Here is a 14,264-nt window from a genome sequence, read left to right as displayed (position 1 = left end):
ACGCTATTCTTTTAAAACAACAACTAATTTGAGGAGATATTATGAAACCTTTTATTTCTTTATGTATGATTGTGAAAAATGAAGAAAAAGTACTAGGCAGATGTCTGGAATCTGTTGCTGGCTTAGTTGATGAAATCATTATAGTAGACACAGGTTCATCAGATAAAACAAAGGAAATTGCAAGTGAATATACCCAAGATGTATATGATTATGAATGGACAAATAGTTTTGCAGATGCACGTAATTATGCTGGATCTAAAGCAAATGGTAGATGGATATTAGTTTTAGATGCAGATGAATTTGTAGATCAAGAAAACTTTAGGGAAACCATTAACAAACTAAAAAGAATTCCGAATCCTGTTGAGGGTTATTCTGTTAAAATTTACAATTTTTTAGGTGTTTATGGAGAACAGGTTGTTCAACACAATAATTTACGGATTTATAAAAATGATAAATCAATTTACTATTTTCGAAGTATCCACGAACAATTAGGTAAAGAAAGCGAATCGTTAGAATTAGATACGTTAGATTTAGTAATCTATCACTCTGGATATTTAAACAAAACTGTTGAAGAAAAAAATAAACACGAACGTAATTCACCATTAGTTAATAAAGAGCTAGAAAATGGAGCCTCACGTGCATTTGATTATTTTAACTTAGGTAATGAATATTTTTCTGTAAATGAAATTGAAGCAGCTTTAGGAGCATATAAAAGTGCTTATACAAATAAAGAAAGTTTTGATCTAAGTTGGGTTAGTATAGCTTTAATCCAGATTGTAAACTGCTTGACAAGACTTGAAAGATATAATGAAGCCTTAAATGTTATTCATGACGCTGAGCAAATTTGGTCTACTACAGTTGACTTTAAATGTCTCAAGGCAAATATCTATTTTATACAAAATAGATTTGATGATGTAGAAGAAGAAATGCTGGATTTATTGAAAAACGGTCATAAATATAATCACTGTATATTAAATGTTAATTTCAAAGATCATCAACCTCATTTTTTACTTGGTAATATTTATGCTTTAAGTAAGAACTATGAAAAGTCCGTGTTTCATTATGTTAAAGCACTAAATATAAACAAAATTCATATAGAAACGATTACCAATTTGATGCATGTTTTAATAAAGAAAAGTTCAGATGAGGAAATATTATCGTTTATTAGAAGGTTCCGGTGGACAGAAAATAGAGGAATTCTAGTTCATTTAATTAGAGTATTTTTGAGCTTAGGGAATGCTCCTTTATCTTTTAGGTTGTTGGGTTTCTTAGTAGATAGTGATATAGAAATAAAAGGCCTATTAATGAAAAGTTACCTACTGTCAGAAAGCTTAATTCAATGCTATGAGTTGCTTGGTAAAATAGAATTACAAGATTTAGGTGTTATCATTAAGAGTGGATATTTTGATATATATGATATGTTAATTTTGGATTTACTTTTAGAAGATAAATCTTTACTTGAAAAAATCGAGAATTTTCTTACTTTAGAGTACGGAAATTTTATTGAATTTATTCAAGGTAGCATATCGGGAAAAATTAAAGAAAGTTATTATATTAACATTTTGGAACGATGTATTCAGTTAAATCAATTTGAACTATTTGAGAGAATAGTTAGTAAAAGATATCAAACAAAGATTTCACTTATTGATTTGTCTATAGGTCATTTATTATACAAGTATGAATTTAAGGAACTTTCTATCGATTTTTATAGCAGAATTGATATAAATGATCTTGATAGTCAAGGTTATATTAATATAATTACTTACCTTTTAGGAAATAACCAAGATGATGAAGCATTAGAATTTGTTTTATCGGCATTAGGAAGAGAAATAACGGATTTTCGCATATTTAAATTTGGAATAGAATCACTAAGAAGGAAAAATATTGAGTCTGATGAAGAAAATTTACTCAAAATAGCTTTAGATTATTACCCTGACAGTAATTGGCTAAAAGATATTCTTGTTTTTGGATGAAAATATAAGGAGGAGCCTGTGAAAACATCAATTATTATTTTAACACATAATCAGTTAGAATATACTAAAAAATGTATTGATAGCATTAGAAGGTATACAAAAACACACTATGAAATTATTGTAGTCGATAATGCCTCTTCCGATGGTACTGTTTCTTACTTGCAGCATCAAGATGATATTAAAGTGATATTTAATCATGAAAACTTAGGTTTTGCAAAGGCAAATAATCAAGGATATGAGATAGCTACTGGTAATACTATAGTGTTTTTAAATAACGATGTTGTGGTTACATTGGGCTGGTTAGAATCAATGATAGACACACTATATTCCAGTGAAAGTATTGGAATGGTGGGACCAGTTACGAATAATATTTCTGGGTTACAAATGATTCCTGTGTCATATGATCAAATAACCCTTCAAGGGTTACAAGAATTTTCAAGTGACTATCGAAGGAATGTAATTGGTGATATAAGGAAAAGTTTGAGACTTGTAGGATTTTGTTTAGCTTGCAAAAGAACTGTTTTAGATAAAATTGGACTTTTTGATGAAACTTTTGGAATCGGGAATTATGAAGACGATGATTTATGTCTGAGAGCACTGGAAAAAGGGTATGAACTCTATATTGTTCAGGATGCTTTTATCCATCACTATGGAAGTGTAACTTTTAGGGAAGGTAATGTTGATTACACGAGGCTGATGAATACCAATCAAACAAAACTTCAAAAAAAATGGGGGTTTAGTGTTAATTATTTTATGTTCCCACGCCCTGAAGTAGTTAATTTAGTTCCTAATGGTGTAAAAAGAGTGTTGGAAATTGGCTGTGGAATGGGGGCCATGGCAGTAGAATTAAAGGAAAGATATAAGTGTAAAGTTGTCGGGGTAGAAATTGATAGTAAAGTAGCCAAATTTGCCAAATATAATCTAGACAAAGTCTACTCTGATGACATTGAGGTATTTGATGTATCAGAGTTAGGTAGATTTGATTGTATTATTTGTGCGGATGTGTTGGAACATTTAAGAGATCCATGGACAGTTGTTCAGAAGTTATCTAACCTTTTAGAAAAAGGGGGATATATGGTTATTTCAATACCAAATGCAGCTAACATTGAAGTAATTAAAAGCTTAATACAGGGTGATTTCACATATAAAGATGCAGGACTACTTGATAAAACACATTTGCGTTTCTTTACTCGTAAAACATTGCCAAAACTTTTTCCAACTGAGATGGAATTGAAAGAAGTACATTCAATTCTATTAAGTTACACTGATTCAGAAAAGGTATTTGTTGAATTTTTAGGACGGTTAGGAAAAAAATTCGAACTTGATACAGAGATGATAGAAATAGATGCTTTAACGTATCAGTTTTTATTAAAAGCCCAAAAGAAATAAGAGGTTAAAGAAGAGATCTTAAGTTCATTATAAAGGGGCGCAATCTACTGTGAACACTTGAGTTTTGTTGAATAGATTCGGAGAAAACTAGTATTAAGATATACTCTATTCTGTCACTGAAAGGTACAATCGTAAAGTGGGCGAACCAACAACTACAAGGAGTATTACAACTTCTTAGTTAATTTTAAATTGTTTAAAAGAGGCTCTGATGTTACTAAAGCCTCTTTTGGGTAAAAAGATAAACTATCTTTTATAGATGGATAAAAAGAGATATTTGTTTAATAGAACAAAATTAACTGCTATATTAAACAGAAAAAAGGAAGTGTCCTATGGATATCGCACTCATGTCAATGTCACTAAGCCAAGGAAAAGTCCGGCAGCAAGCTTCTTTATCAGTCATGAAAATGGCAATGGGAAACGCCAAACAACAAGGAGAAGCTGTTCAAGAGTTAATAAGCAGTAACAATGTAAAAGCACTTCAACAAGTTGCTCAGCCGCATTTAGGTAGAAATATTGATCTGAAATTATAAGTTAATAGCCGTTACAAGATACATGGAGGGACAATGAATATTCCTTGTCTCACTATACGAAATGACCTTACCAGATAAAGGAAGGTCATTTCGTATATAAAATATTGTTAGCTTTTAATGCGTAGCCCCGCCCGAAACCACAACATCCTCCTTAACTAAAATCGTCGTTTTTACCACGCTAAGTAACCCTTGCACAATCAAATCCAGCGACATACTTGCTTTCCCTGGATGATTGACAGCTTGTTCAGGAAGATAAGGAATATGCACAAATCCACCTTTAATCGAACAATTTTGAATCATGTTCATCAGCCCGTAAAACACGTGGTTACAGACAAAGGTTCCAGCGGTTTGAGAGACGCTGCTTGGGATGCCTGCCTGGCGCAGATTTTCGACAGCTGCTTTAATTGGCAGTGTCGAAAAGTACGCAGCAGGGCCGTTTTCGATAATAGGGCGATCAATGGGCTGCTGGCCGATGTTGTCAGGGATTCGCGCATCGTCTACGTTAATGGCAACACGCTCTACTGTAATGTCTTCTCGTCCGCCTGCTTGTCCAACGCAAATGACGATAGAAGGGCTGATTTCTTCTATATACGTATGAAGCTTTGCGAGCGATTCGCCAAAAACAGTAGGAAGAGGCTTGGCAACAATCTTATAATCTTCAACAGCTACACCGTTTAAAGCTTTGACAGCTTCTAAGGACGGATTAATGCTTTCACTTTCAAATGGTTCAAAGCCGGTTAATAATACAGTTGTCATTCCATTAGTCTCCTTTAAAAGTGGTATACAAGGTAATACATCAATAATGTGTTAACAACAAAAACGGATAAAGCAATCGGCACTTGAGCTTTAATCACGGCGTTTTTGTCTTTTAATTCAAGCAGCATGGCAGGTACGACGTTAAAATTGGCTGCCATTGGCGTAAGAAGCGTGCCGCAGTAGCCAGCAAACATGCCAAGTGCCGCCATAATCGCTGGATTTCCTCCGTGCATATGTACAATTAACGGAAGTCCAATACCTCCAGTAATAACGGCAAACGCCGCAAATGCATTTCCCATTACAATGGTAAATAGCAGCATTCCTAAACAATAAGCAAGCACAGCAACAAACGCATAGTTAGTCGGTAGTACATCACTTACAATATCCGAGACGACTGTTCCAACGCCTGATTTTGAAAAGATACCGCCAAGCGCTGCGAGCATTTGGGGTAAAATAACCGCCCAGCCGACTGCTTGAAGCAAGCGGCTTCCTTCTTTAACAGGTACGTCCATTTTTGCTTTGGTGACGCCCATCGAAGCGATAAAAGCAATTACAGCTGCGATTGCTAGTGAAATTAACGTGACCTTTTCTGGATCAATTAACGACCAGTTTCCAAACTTGATTTTGCCAAAAAGAAGAGTACCGATAATTGTAAAAATAGGAATAAATAAAGCTGGTAAAAAGATTTTGTTTTTTAATCGTTGCGCGTGAGCCCCTCGTTCTTCAGCAGGTGTTTCGGCTTCATTGGATTTAGTTACGCGGTTAAATGAAGCAAGCAGCACCATGATAATAACTAAACATCCTGCATAAAAAGGCGGAATCACGTTGCCAAATAAAAATGTAATCGAAAACAGCGCCCAAAACAAAGAAGATCCTAAACGGTTAGGATGGTTGGAATCGCGCGCAATTCGAATTGCGATAAAAGCCACAATAATGCCGAGCAAATAGTAAATTGTATCAAGTGTCAAGATGCTTTTCATTTAACTCGCCTCCGTCTTTGAAGATGATGTTGGTTTGTGCTTCGTCATTCTTCTGTGAATACGTCGGTCTAACTGACGGAAACGAAGCGCGCTGATCAGTAACGCCGCAATGGCTGTTGGAATCCCCCAAAGCGCCATATCCCAGACGTCAACATGAATTCCTACGGAGTCAAAGAACCCTTTCATTAAGAGAATTCCACCCGTTGCGATAAAGATATCTTCTCCGAAGAACCAGCCTGTATTTTCAGCTGCGGCTGCGTGAGCGCGAATATCTTCTTTTACTTTAGGTGGAAGCTCTCCATATTTGGCACGAGCTGCGCCTTCAGACATAGGTGCAACTAACGGACGCACGGATTGCGCGTGTCCCCCGATATTTAAGCCGACTGCGGCTGAGATTTCACGGATAAAAAGATATATAAGTAAAACATTTCCAGAAGAAGCGTTTTTGGCTTTTTTAATCAGCACTTCCGCTTGTTCCTTTAACCCGTATTTTTCTAACACGCCGAAGATAGGAAGAGTAAGTAAAATAGCCATCGACATATAGCGGTTATCTACAAAGAACTGGCCGAACATCGTAATCACTTCCTGCAGTGACAAACCTGATACAAGACCTGTCACGATACCCGCAACAGTCACCACAAGCAGTGTATTTAGTCGAAATAAAAATCCCACTGCCACTAACAAAACCCCAATTAATTTCAACATAAAAAAATCCCCCTTGAGTATGTATAAATCGTGCTGCAAATTCACCTCCATTGCTTTCCTAAAAAAACAAAGATGTTTTGAGTATAAACAATTCTGAAAATTAAAACAAGATAGTTAAAAGATAAAATAGTTATATTGGTGAACTAAAAGCATAAAAAGAAGGTTTATATACAACATGCATGTAAAAATAAAAGAGAGAATTTTGGACAGAAACTTTTTAAGCTGATCTGCTGAAAACAACTCTCCTGAAATACCAAATATGGTGTATAATGCTAAAAGGTATGAATATAGAATTATATAGATTATATATAGGTAAATCTATATAACTATATTTTAAACAATATATTGAAGGAGGAAGGAGCATTTGAATTGTTCAAATTGCGGCCATTTTAATGATGGCGGAAAGTTTTGCGTGAAATGCGGTCACAAATTAAAAGAAGAGGCAGCTGTAAGCCAGACGGCAGCAGCATCTGAATATCAGTCTCAACCTCAGCCGCAAACAGCGTATGCGCCTCACCAATCTAATCAGCGTGTTCGTCAAGCGAAAAAAGTGTCAAAATCATTTTTTAGTTATTTTACAGAAGGAATTAAAAATCCAACAGCTACAGCACAAGCAGCAGGTGAAAGCCAATTTGTTAATGCTCTTATCACAGTCATTCTTTATGCTCTTAGTATACCTATTATGCTGTATGTAGGCTGGAAGCTATTGTTGATTCAATTTGTTCGAAGCATGTTCAAATTGCCTATTATCAGTGAAGAGCTGGCTCCATCTGACATGGAGGATTTTAATACGGGCGCTGATTTGATAAAAGCAACAGATATCAATAGCATTATTCATTTTAATTTTACCGATTTTGTCTTTAAGCAAGGGATTGTCATTTTTATTGGAATGGCGGTCATTATTGGAGCAACATATATTGCAGCAAAGTTTGGAAAAGTAGACGTTTCCTTTAAAGAATTTTTCTCACGCTTTGGCACGTTTTTAATTATTCCAACAGCTCTTCTTTTAATTGGACTTGTACTTGCATTTCTCCATATTGAATACTTCTCTTATTTTATGAATTTTGGTTTGCTGAGTATTTTCCTTGTGGTTCCATTTACGATTGCTAGCTTTAAGCAAAGCGGAACAAATGGACTTGATCATATCTATAGCACTCTTATTGTGTATGTAGTAATTACGATTGTGCTGACGTTCATCGCGAATGGCTTAGGAGAAGAAGCCAAAACCATTATTACAAGAATGGGAAACAGCACTGAATTGAATGATCTATTTTAAGCCGACAGAAAGCATCGTGTACAGCGGTGCTTTTTCATACCATTATAAAAAAGGAGTGTAGAAATTGAGCTATTGTAAAGAGTGTGGACATCAGTTAACAACTGAGCATGAATTTTGTCCAGAGTGTGGACATCCCGTAGAAAGAAAAGCGGCTTCTAGTGAAGGGGCAGAATCACAGCGTTACGTAGAACCTACATCATCTTCAGTAGAGGAATCTAGACAATCGGTAAAGCCTTCGAATAAAAAAACGAAGGTCATTGCGATTTCAGTGATAGCGGCAGCTGCCATACTTGGCGGTGCTTATTACGGAATAGATAAAACAATAATGGCGCCTAAAGCCGTATCAGAAAAATTTATTGCTTCAGTAAAGGGCAATGATGTTAATGAAGTGAAAAAATATGTAAATGATGGTCAAATTCAGCTGGAAGCCAACGATGAGCAAACAAAAGCATTTATTACATATTTGCATGAAAATCCGGATGTAATGAAATCCATCTCTGAAGGGTTAGCGGCAGATAGCAGTGCGCTTGAAGCAGGAGTCCCAAGCGAAGATCACTCTTCATACGCTAAGCTAGAACAAGACGGAAAGAAATGGGGAATCTTTGATCATTACACGGTACAAGTAAATCCTGTGTATGCAAAAGTTCAATCTACAGAAGATGCGACAGCGGTATATATTGACGGTCAAAAAGCTGGAACGGTAAGCAGTGAATCCTCTAAAAAAATTGGACCATTTTTACCTGGTACGCACACCATAAAAGGTGAAGTTCAAAATGAATATGGAAAAGTTGAAAACGAACAAGAGATTGACGGCACCAACGGAGAAGATGTGAACGTGGAGTTTGATTGGTCAGATTATGCGGTATACGTTTCTTCAGATTATGATGACGCAACGCTGTTCGTTAATGGCAAAGACACCAAAACAGAAATTGGCGATATTGATTATCTAGGTCCACTGCCAATGGATGGTTCTGTAAAAGTATATGCAAAACGTAAATTTGATTCTGGAGAAAAGAAAACGGAAGAAGTATCAATCAAAAAAGGAATAGAAGATATTGCGCTTAATTTTGACGAAAAAAATACGGCAGAAGCATCCGCTCCTTCTAGGGAAGAAGGGGCCAGTGAACAAGATTCAAAAGCTGATTCTGGGGTATCTACTACGGAAGTTTCCAGTTTTATTGAACAATATATGTACGCTACAATTTCCTCAATTAACACGGGAGACTTCTCTATTGCAGAGCCTTATATCGATTCTAACGGACCGAAATACAAGGAACAAAAAGACTATACAGCTTACCTAATCAAAAAGGGAATAACAGAAGATTTATTAAGCTTTAACGTAAATAGAGTAACAAAAATTGATGGTTCTATGTATAAAGTATATACAACAGAAGAGTATGATATTTCGTACGGAGATGGATCTGTTAAATACAAAAAATTTAACAGTATTCATAAAGTAAAAGAGTTATCTGATGGAAGTCTAGGAGTTTATCAGCTTATTAGTTCAACTGAAGTAAAGTAAAAGCTAGTAAATAAACGCTGAAGCAGAAAAAAATGAAGGAGGAAAAAACAAATAGAAAAAGACGTCTTCCATGAGGAGACGTCTTTTTTATATCAAACCCAATACCTCGGGTACTGCCGATCTTGAAATAAATTGTTATACACGGTAGAAATCAGTACAATCACACACGCACAAATCATAATAACTCCTAAAAATCCCCAGCCGGCCCCTGTGTTAATGGCCACAATTGCGCTGGCTGCAGCGGGAGGATGAACGGTCTTGGTAAGAATCATTAAAATAAGGACAAACGCAAGTACAATGGCAATTGTAATAAGACTTCGATGAAATAAACTCCAAATAATAAGTGCTGAAAGCGTTGCGAGCAAGTGCCCTCCAAGCACGTGGCGCGGCTGTGATAAAGGACCTTTATGAGCGCCAAAGATAAGCACGCAGCTCGCGCCAATCGGAGCAAGCGCCATCGGATAACCAAGCGCGAGTGCAATCGAGCTGCTGATGATAATTGCAATTAAGCCTCCTAAAGAAGAAACGACCGCATCTCTATAATTGATTTTCGGTTCTTCTTTTAGTTCTCCTTTCATCTTTTTCGTATAAGTGCTTAAGTAAGACAGAAAGGGGCTTTTTGTTTGTGAAAAACTTTTTTCAATTTCCATTTCTTGTTTCCTTTCTCTTTTAAGTAAAAGTTGTTTGTCAAGTTGCATGTCAGAACATCTGCTATATTAAGTTAGTTTATAAGAAAACAAGGATTACTGGAAGAGGAAAAACGTCTTTTTTTATTGGAAATACTTTTTATGACCGAACAAAGGCGAGATGGGCGGCATAAAGGGTCTCTATGTGCAGGGAAAGCAAGAGAGATGTATAATGAACTTAGAGGTGACTAAACTATGTATCTAGCAGACTACCATCATCACACGAACAATTCATTTGACTCACAGGCAGTCATGAAAGAAGTGTGCGAACAGGCTGTGAAAAACGGCATAAACGAAATTTGTTTTACCGAGCACTTTTCATTAAATCCATTAGCACCAACATACGGTCATATGGATTTTGATAAATATGAACGAGAACTAGCGGAATGCAGAGATCAGTTTCAAGGCCAGTTAGTGATTAAAAAAGGAATTGAGATTTGTGAGCCGCACTATCTAAAACAAGAATATCAAAAAACAGTGAAGCAAGAGAAATTTGATTTTATTTTAGGATCGGTTCACAATATTAATAACATTAAGCTTCGCAAGCATTTGGAGCTGAATGATAAAGAAGCAATTTACCGCGCTTATTTTAATGAAATGTATAAGCTAGTAAGCGAAGCGGATATTGATGTGTTGGCTCATTTAGATTTAATGAAGCGCTATGCGTTTGAGCAATACGGCATTTACGACTTTTATCAATTCAAAGACATTTTGGCGGATATTTTGAAAAAAGCAATCGAGCGCAATATCGGAATTGAAATTAATACTTCAGGTATAAGAGGGAAGCTGGGCGAAGCGCTGCCGGCACTTGAAGTTGTTGGGCTGTACCGCGATTTGGGCGGAGAAATCTTAACGATTGGATCTGATTCACATTTTGCTGAAACGGTAGGAGCACATATGAAAGAAGCGGTTGAAATGGCAAAACAGTGCGGGTTTACAGAGATTTATACGTTTGATCAACGTGAGGCAAAAGGAATTCGTATTTAAAAGGTAAAATGGAAAAAGCATGCTCAAACCAGAGCATGCTTTTTATATTCAATTACGCTTGAATTTCGATAAAAATTTCCGAACCTCTTCTACCGTCAGTCTTAGTGTACGAGCTGCTTGCATCAGGTTAACCCATTCGCGACCAATTAACAGTATATTTTCCTTCTTCATTACGGTTCATCCATCCTTCGCCAGGGAACTCAGCCATCGCAGCCATAAGCGACGTTAAATCTGAAGCTTTGCGTTACCATTTTTCAATAGTTTTGCCCTTATCTGGAGAATTTGTAAGGGTTATCACATTTGTAGCTTAAGGTTATTGTATAAAATACTATTAATAAAAAATGTCGAAATGGGTCGATATTCATAATGGAGTTATAAAATTAATAAATTTCAGTCAATTCGTAAGATCATTCATTTTGCGGAACTTTAAATAACATTGAAATTCCACAAACTCTTCTTTGGTCATGCCGTCTTTAATTGCTTGCTCAATTAAGTAAAGCCATTCCTTATTAATAAGTGGCTTTGAAGATGATACAGGATGACTGATTTCAGCTTCAATTAATTCGTCAACCGTTGTATTAAGAGAAGACGCAATTTTATTAAGCATGTGAAGAGAAGGGTTATTGTTTAGCCCTTTTTCTAAATGAGATAAATATGATTTTGAAACTTTGGCTTTTTCAGCTAGCCGTGTAATGGAATATCCTTTTTTTAACCGTAAACTTTTAATTTTGGCTCCTACCACATTCAGCCCGTCCTTTTCTTATGTCTTTTGTTCATTATAATGCATATACACTTATTCTGTACGTGTTTATACTAAAAAATGTTCTTTATAAAGAAAAATATTTTTAACTTTAAAATCATTTTGATACAAAGGACTCTGGTGAAATTCATATCTAGTTCATATAAACCGTTCACAATACTAATGGATAGACACAAGACAGGAGAGATGAACATGGCGTGGAATAATGAATGGAATAAATGGATCAATCATAACGAATTACAAAGTGAATTAAAAAAACAAATGAATGACATGACAGAACGTGAACGAGAAGATGCGTTTTATAAACAGCTGGAATTTGGAACAGGAGGCATGAGAGGCGAGCTTGGCGCGGGACCGAACCGCATGAATATCTACACTATTCGAAAAGTCACAACTGGACTCGCTAAATATATTGAAAGAAACGGAATTGAACCAAAAAGACGAGGAGTAGTGATTGCGTATGATTCCCGCCATCAGTCATCGGAATTTGCCTTAGAAGCGGCCAAAACATTAGGGGTGCACGGTATTAAGACATATGTATTCCAAGAGCTGCGGCCCACGCCAGAGCTGTCATTTGCCGTCCGCTATCTTCGGGCTTACGCAGGTATTATGATTACAGCAAGCCACAACCCGGCAGAATACAACGGCTACAAGGTATACGGAGAAGACGGAGCGCAGCTTCCTCCTGCAGCTGCTGATGTGATTGTCACTTTTATGAATGAAATTGAAAATGAACTGCTGCTGGAAGTAAAAGAAGAACGTGAACTGATGAGACAAAATCTGCTGAGCTATATCAGAGAAAATTTGGATCATGTGTACCTTGACTATGTAAAAAATCTGCAGCTAAATGAAAATGCAGCAAAAGCTCATCTACATATTGTCTATACACCGCTGCACGGGACAGGACACAAGCTGGTGCCGCAAGCTCTTCAAACTTTTGGCTTTGAAAATATCACGATTGTGAACGAACAAGCGAATCCAGATCCCAGCTTCTCCACAGTTTCATCACCCAATCCAGAAGAAGCACAGGCTTTTGAGTTAGCCATAAAATATGGAGAGAAAACAAGAGCGGACCTTTTACTAGCTACAGATCCAGACGCTGACCGCCTAGGGGTGGCTGTGAAAAATAACAGCGGTGACTACGTACTTCTGACAGGAAATCAAACAGGCGCTTTGTTGCTGCATTATATGCTGTCACAGAAAAAAGAAAAAGGCATACTCGCAGACAACAGCGTGATACTTAAAACGATTGTCACATCAGAACTAGGCCGTGCCATAGCAGAGGATTACGGCGTTCAAACGGTCGATACACTCACAGGTTTTAAATACATTGCAGAAAAAATCGAAGAGTATAATCAAGAAGAAACGAAAACCTTTCAATTTGGCTACGAAGAAAGCTATGGTTATTTAATTGGTGACTTTGTACGCGATAAAGATGCTGTACAGGCAGCTGCAATGATTGCTGAAGCAGCTGCTTATTATAAGCAACGAGGAATGACGCTATATGAAGGCTTAATTCAACTGTATGAAACATATGATTATTACAAAGAGTCTCTTACGGCTTTCACTCTAAAAGGAAAAGATGGAGCCGAACGAATTAGCAGCATCGTTAACCAATTTCGTGAGAATCCCCCGACAGAAATAGCAGGCGCAGCGGTTGAAAATATTGAAGACTACCAAAGCAGAAAGAGAACCAATTTGTTCACCGCGCAGCAAGAATTGATTGATTTACCTTCTTCAAATGTACTTAAATTTTGGCTGCAAGACGGCTCGTGGTTTGCCATTCGCCCGTCTGGGACAGAGCCGAAAGTAAAATTTTATTTTGGAGTGAAGCAAGCAACAGAGAATAGAAGTGAAAAGCGATTACAGGAAATTCAGGCAAATGTAATGAGTACAGTAGAAAATATGATATACACATAAAAAAGCATGAGGCACTAGCCTTATGCTTTTTTATGCATATATCTATCCTTTCCACAACGCCTATAAATCTATCGCGTCGAAGACTTTCTCACTTTATACAATACAAACAACATTACAGCTGCTCCAAAGGAATCAATCATTACATCCACAATCCGTCCGTCTCGGCCAATGATAAAAGCCTGATGAACTTCATCTAAAAAAGCAAATGCTGCGAGACAAAACCAAGCTTTCACATAACGATACCGCTGTTCCTTTAAATTCCAGTAAAAAAGCAGCCCAAGCATGCCGAAAAAAGAAAGGTGGGCGATTTTTCGAAGGATGAATTCTAAATCAAATCCGTAGGTATAAGACGTATAAAACTCGCTGCCGGGATGCAAAATTGACCAGAGCGTAGCGTTATGATCCCAAACGGAAGAATTCGTCCATGTAGAAGGATCAGTTACTAATAAGTGCGGTGTGTGGGAGAATTTTGAAATAGCTAAAAGCAGAAGTATTAATAAAATACGTTTTAACATAGTAAAAAAACTCTTTTCTCTACAAAATTTTCACTTAATGATAAAGAAATGAAGAGAGAAATGCAAGAATTTAATGGAATGTTCTTCCGCCACTAGTCTAAATACCTAATTTGAATCGGGTTTATTTAACTATTAAACATTCCTCGGTTACCTGCAAAACATTATATTAATAGTAATGGTCGCGTTTTCAGAGTTGGCGTTAGGAAAAGGTTGATTTATTAGAATTTTTTCAATAAATAATTCAGTTGTCTCAATAAATGTAAGA

The 14,264-nt window shown here is 36.6% G+C and carries 13 protein-coding genes and 1 riboswitch; of the genes, 7 read left to right on the top strand and 6 right to left on the bottom strand.

Translation table 11 applies throughout. The annotated features are described in order from the left end of the window. Positions 1-41 precede the first annotated feature (41 nt). From ACLHDF_RS10935 to ACLHDF_RS10925, 3 genes are all read left to right on the top strand, one after another. Complete coding sequence (locus tag ACLHDF_RS10935) at positions 42-1,973, top strand: glycosyltransferase (protein WP_413918865.1); 1,932 nt, start codon at positions 42-44, stop codon at positions 1,971-1,973. A gap of 18 nt (positions 1,974-1,991) precedes the next feature. Then, a complete protein-coding gene (locus ACLHDF_RS10930) occupies positions 1,992-3,362 on the top strand; it encodes a glycosyltransferase (protein ID WP_413918864.1) in 1,371 nt (456 codons plus the stop codon). 329 nt (positions 3,363-3,691) lie between these two features. Continuing rightward, a complete protein-coding gene (locus ACLHDF_RS10925; protein ID WP_413918863.1) occupies positions 3,692-3,892 on the top strand; it encodes a YjfB family protein in 201 nt (66 codons plus the stop codon). A 114-nt stretch (positions 3,893-4,006) separates the two neighbouring features. On the opposite strand, the gene pcp is transcribed toward ACLHDF_RS10925, so the two are convergent. From pcp to ACLHDF_RS10910, 3 genes are read right to left on the bottom strand one after another with little or no spacing between them, the layout of a single operon-like run. Further along, a complete protein-coding gene (pcp, locus tag ACLHDF_RS10920; protein ID WP_413918862.1) occupies positions 4,007-4,648 on the bottom strand; it encodes a pyroglutamyl-peptidase I in 642 nt (213 codons plus the stop codon). A 14-nt stretch (positions 4,649-4,662) separates the two neighbouring features. Further along, the gene (locus ACLHDF_RS10915) at positions 4,663-5,628 is read right to left on the bottom strand and encodes a DUF979 domain-containing protein (RefSeq protein WP_413918861.1); all 966 of its coding nucleotides are present in this window, start codon (positions 5,626-5,628) and stop codon (positions 4,663-4,665) included. After that, positions 5,629-6,333, bottom strand: a complete 705-nt coding sequence (locus ACLHDF_RS10910) for a DUF969 domain-containing protein (RefSeq protein ID WP_413918860.1) — start codon at positions 6,331-6,333, stop codon at positions 5,629-5,631. 364 nt (positions 6,334-6,697) lie between these two features. Here ACLHDF_RS10910 and ACLHDF_RS10905 point away from each other — a divergent pair, with 364 nt between their 5' ends. Together ACLHDF_RS10905 and ACLHDF_RS10900 are read left to right on the top strand one after the other, a co-directional pair. Beyond that, entirely contained in the window at positions 6,698-7,609 is a 912-nt protein-coding gene (locus ACLHDF_RS10905) for a zinc ribbon domain-containing protein (RefSeq protein ID WP_413918859.1), read from the top strand. 64 nt (positions 7,610-7,673) lie between these two features. After that, positions 7,674-9,131, top strand: coding sequence for a zinc ribbon domain-containing protein (locus tag ACLHDF_RS10900; protein WP_413918858.1), 1,458 nt, complete (start codon positions 7,674-7,676; stop codon positions 9,129-9,131). A gap of 92 nt (positions 9,132-9,223) precedes the next feature. Here the strand turns inward: ACLHDF_RS10900 and ACLHDF_RS10895 are convergent, their stop codons facing one another. Then, on the bottom strand, positions 9,224-9,781 hold the full coding sequence (locus ACLHDF_RS10895; RefSeq protein WP_413918857.1) for an HPP family protein: 558 nt from the start codon (positions 9,779-9,781) through the stop codon (positions 9,224-9,226). Positions 9,782-10,012: 231 nt separating this feature from the next. Between ACLHDF_RS10895 and ACLHDF_RS10890 the strand changes: the two genes are divergently transcribed. Further along, positions 10,013-10,804 carry a histidinol-phosphatase HisJ family protein gene (locus ACLHDF_RS10890; RefSeq protein ID WP_413918856.1) on the top strand — a complete coding sequence of 264 codons (792 nt, stop codon included), beginning with the start codon at positions 10,013-10,015 and terminating at the stop codon, positions 10,802-10,804. 191 nt (positions 10,805-10,995) lie between these two features. Continuing rightward, positions 10,996-11,082, bottom strand: a riboswitch (cyclic di-GMP riboswitch). Positions 11,083-11,198: 116 nt separating this feature from the next. Here ACLHDF_RS10890 and ACLHDF_RS10885 read toward each other — a convergent pair. Then, positions 11,199-11,546 (bottom strand): helix-turn-helix domain-containing protein, encoded by a 348-nt coding sequence (locus ACLHDF_RS10885; protein WP_413918855.1) that lies wholly within the window; start codon positions 11,544-11,546, stop codon positions 11,199-11,201. Positions 11,547-11,756: 210 nt separating this feature from the next. Here ACLHDF_RS10885 and ACLHDF_RS10880 point away from each other — a divergent pair, with 210 nt between their 5' ends. Then, positions 11,757-13,484, top strand: a complete 1,728-nt coding sequence (locus ACLHDF_RS10880) for a phospho-sugar mutase (RefSeq protein ID WP_413918854.1) — start codon at positions 11,757-11,759, stop codon at positions 13,482-13,484. Between the two features lie 68 nt (positions 13,485-13,552). Here ACLHDF_RS10880 and ACLHDF_RS10875 read toward each other — a convergent pair whose 3' ends face one another. Next, positions 13,553-13,999 (bottom strand): VanZ family protein, encoded by a 447-nt coding sequence (locus tag ACLHDF_RS10875; protein WP_413918853.1) that lies wholly within the window; start codon positions 13,997-13,999, stop codon positions 13,553-13,555. Positions 14,000-14,264: the final 265 nt, after the last annotated feature.

The sequence above is a fragment of the Priestia megaterium genome (assembly GCF_046599315.1).
GTDB lineage: Bacteria > Bacillota > Bacilli > Bacillales > Bacillaceae_H > Priestia > Priestia megaterium_F.
The sequence above is the reverse complement of the archived record's forward strand: the minus strand, read 5'-3'. Positions and strand labels throughout refer to the sequence as shown.

What these genes read in the sequence shown, in the direction of transcription:
- pcp (WP_413918862.1), bottom strand. Translation starts at nt 4,648, where the DNA reads ATGACAACTGTATTATTAACCGGCTTTGAACCATTTGAAAGTGAAAGC.
- ACLHDF_RS10925 (WP_413918863.1), top strand. Translation starts at nt 3,692, where the DNA reads ATGGATATCGCACTCATGTCAATGTCACTAAGCCAAGGAAAAGTCCGG.
- ACLHDF_RS10890 (WP_413918856.1), top strand. Translation starts at nt 10,013, where the DNA reads ATGTATCTAGCAGACTACCATCATCACACGAACAATTCATTTGACTCA.
- ACLHDF_RS10895 (WP_413918857.1), bottom strand. Translation starts at nt 9,781, where the DNA reads ATGGAAATTGAAAAAAGTTTTTCACAAACAAAAAGCCCCTTTCTGTCT.
- ACLHDF_RS10910 (WP_413918860.1), bottom strand. Translation starts at nt 6,333, where the DNA reads ATGTTGAAATTAATTGGGGTTTTGTTAGTGGCAGTGGGATTTTTATTT.
- ACLHDF_RS10915 (WP_413918861.1), bottom strand. Translation starts at nt 5,628, where the DNA reads ATGAAAAGCATCTTGACACTTGATACAATTTACTATTTGCTCGGCATT.
- ACLHDF_RS10935 (WP_413918865.1), top strand. Translation starts at nt 42, where the DNA reads ATGAAACCTTTTATTTCTTTATGTATGATTGTGAAAAATGAAGAAAAA.
- ACLHDF_RS10880 (WP_413918854.1), top strand. Translation starts at nt 11,757, where the DNA reads ATGGCGTGGAATAATGAATGGAATAAATGGATCAATCATAACGAATTA.
- ACLHDF_RS10875 (WP_413918853.1), bottom strand. Translation starts at nt 13,999, where the DNA reads ATGTTAAAACGTATTTTATTAATACTTCTGCTTTTAGCTATTTCAAAA.